This window comes from Allobosea sp. 01N443, assembly GCF_056399325.1.
Genome location: NZ_JBFTRC010000356.1, coordinates 1 through 2,326, shown reverse-complemented (window position 1 = coordinate 2,326; position 2,326 = coordinate 1). Strand labels below are relative to the sequence as shown.

Sequence of the window (2,326 nt, the reverse complement as noted above, 5' to 3'; positions counted from 1 at the left end):
CGTCAGATCTGCATCCGCGGCCTGATAGCCGGCGATCGTCGTCAGCGTCGCATTGCTCATCTCGACCACAAACCGCTCGCCATTGTCCGGCGTCGAGATATTGATCTTGAACTTCATGCCGTCGGCCTTGCGGCTGTCCATCTGGACCCCGAGGTAATTCAGGAACAGCTCGGTGGTGGTGCCGCGTACGAAGTCGGGGCTGCCCGCCTTTGCCGCCTTCACCGCGATGACGCCATCGCGCAGTTCCTTGGCGCCGGACAGGAAGCTGTTCCGCAGGCTCGGGCTCTCGAACTGGTAGCCCATCTGCTCGAACGTGTCGGCGAGGAGGTTCTTTGCGTCCTGGTTGCCCGGTTCCGCGTAGACCAGCTTGTTGATAATCTCGGTTGCGTGGCGGTATTTGCCCTGGTCGTAGAGCTCGCGGCCCTTCGCCATCACCTTTGAGGCGCCGCCCATCATCTCCACGTAAAGCGGCGCGGAGTCTTCCGGCGACAGCGGGACGAGTGTTGCCGGGTTCAGATCCCAGAATCCAAGGTAACGCTGGATCACGGCTCGGCTGTTATGCAGGTAGGAGCCGTGATAGCCGCGGTCGTACCATTGCTGCAGCAGGCTTTTGGGCGGCTCATAGACATTGTGGATCTGGTTGATCGTCACCCCGGAATTCGCCAGATGCAGGACCTGGTTGTTCAGGTTTGCATACATGTCGCGTTGCCCGCGCATCACCTCGCCAATCCGCGCCTTTCCCCATCGCGGCCAGCTATGCGATGCGAACATCACCTCCGCCTGATCGCCAAACCGGTACAGCGCGTCGTTGATATATTGCGACCACGCGAGCGCATCGCGCACCGGCGCGCCCCGCAAGGTGAGGACATTGTGCTGTCCGGCGACGATGTTCTCGGCGGCCCAGAATGCCTTGAGGTCCGGAAACCAGGTGTTMATCTCCGCCGGCGCTTCCGTGCCGGGTGTGTTCTGAAAGACCATCCGCACGCCGTCGATGGTCAGTTCCTCGATGGGCAACTCAATGCTCCGGGTCGGGGGCAGGATGCCAACATCCCCGCTGGCGACACCCTTGCCGATCGATGAATCCACATGGCCGTAGGGGCTCTGGGACAGGACGTCGCCGTAGGTATAGCTCTTGCGGCGGGTCATCGCGTTGCCGGCGTAGAGATTCTCGGAGATGGCCTCGTTGATGAAGCCCTTGGGCGCAAGGATCTGGACCTTCCCTGCGGCCAGAGCGGCATCGTCCACGACACCGCGGATCCCGCCGAAATGGTCACCGTGGGAATGGGAGATGATCACCGCCACGACAGGGCGTTCGCCGAGCCTCTCGTTGATGAATTTCAGCGCGGCCCGTGACGTTTCCTTGACCGTCAGGGGGTCGATCACGATCCAGCCCGTATTCCCTCGGATGAAGGAGACGTTGGCGAGGTCGAAGCCACGGACCTGATAGATGCCAGGCACAACTTCAAACAGGCCATACTCCATGTTGAGCAAGGCCTGGCGCTGCAGTGACGGATGGATGCTGTCAAAGTCCTTCCCGTTCAGGAGGAAGTTCCAGTTATCAATGTTCCAGGCCACGTCGCCCTTGTCATTCATAATCTTGCGATAGGGCGGCGAGGCGATGAAGCCGCGCTTCGCTTCCTGGAAGTCCTGCTTGTCGGCAAGGGGCAATATCCGCCGCTGCTGTTCCTGCGCTTCGATCGTGAATCGCGAAGGCATGTTCCCCTTGGGATGGAAATGCTGCTCCTGCGCGACCGAGGCATCACCAAATGCTCCAGCGACGACTGCGCCAAGCACAAGCGCCAGAATTCTCAATGAGCCGCTCATTTTCTAGCCCTCTGTATTGGCCGAATGAAACATCAGACGCGGAGACGAGACTTCGACGGAGCGGGCCTCTCCAGCGTGTCTCTCCTGTCCACGTGCGGCAAAGTGAGAGCTTGCTACGCAGCGTGGCTGCTGGATGCGACCCGCACCTGCCTTGCCGGCATCCAAGGACATCCCGGGTCGATCCACGCAGAGGACCGCCTCGACGCGAAGGGAACGACCCCGAGCAGTTTGCGGTTGTCCCACCGGCCCGGCGCATCACGGGGGATCTAGTAGCAGGCTGGATAGGGATAGTACCCGCACTGACCATAGCCGTAGCCATAGCCATAGGGCCGCGTCGCGGCGATTCCGGCGGCTGCGCCCAAGGCCGCCCCGCTGGCATACCAGGCGCCATTGTAGACCGGCGCATGCCAGTAGGCGCCGCCAACCCGGGCTCGATCATAGGCGCCCCAGCGGTCATAGCCGACGCGATCGTCACCCAATCGCGCATCGCCCAGTCGCGCAT

1 protein-coding gene and 1 pseudogene are annotated in these 2,326 nt (G+C 61.7%); both read right to left on the bottom strand.

Annotation, left to right across the window (positions count from 1 at the left end; all coding sequences use genetic code 11):
* Positions 1 to 1,824: alkyl/aryl-sulfatase (locus AC1DRP_RS36245; RefSeq protein ID WP_476771101.1), on the bottom strand; the 1,824-nt coding region annotated here is incomplete at its 3' end.
* A gap of 266 nt (positions 1,825 to 2,090) precedes the next feature.
* Positions 2,091 to 2,326, bottom strand: a pseudogene (locus AC1DRP_RS36240) (hypothetical protein); the annotation flags it as partial.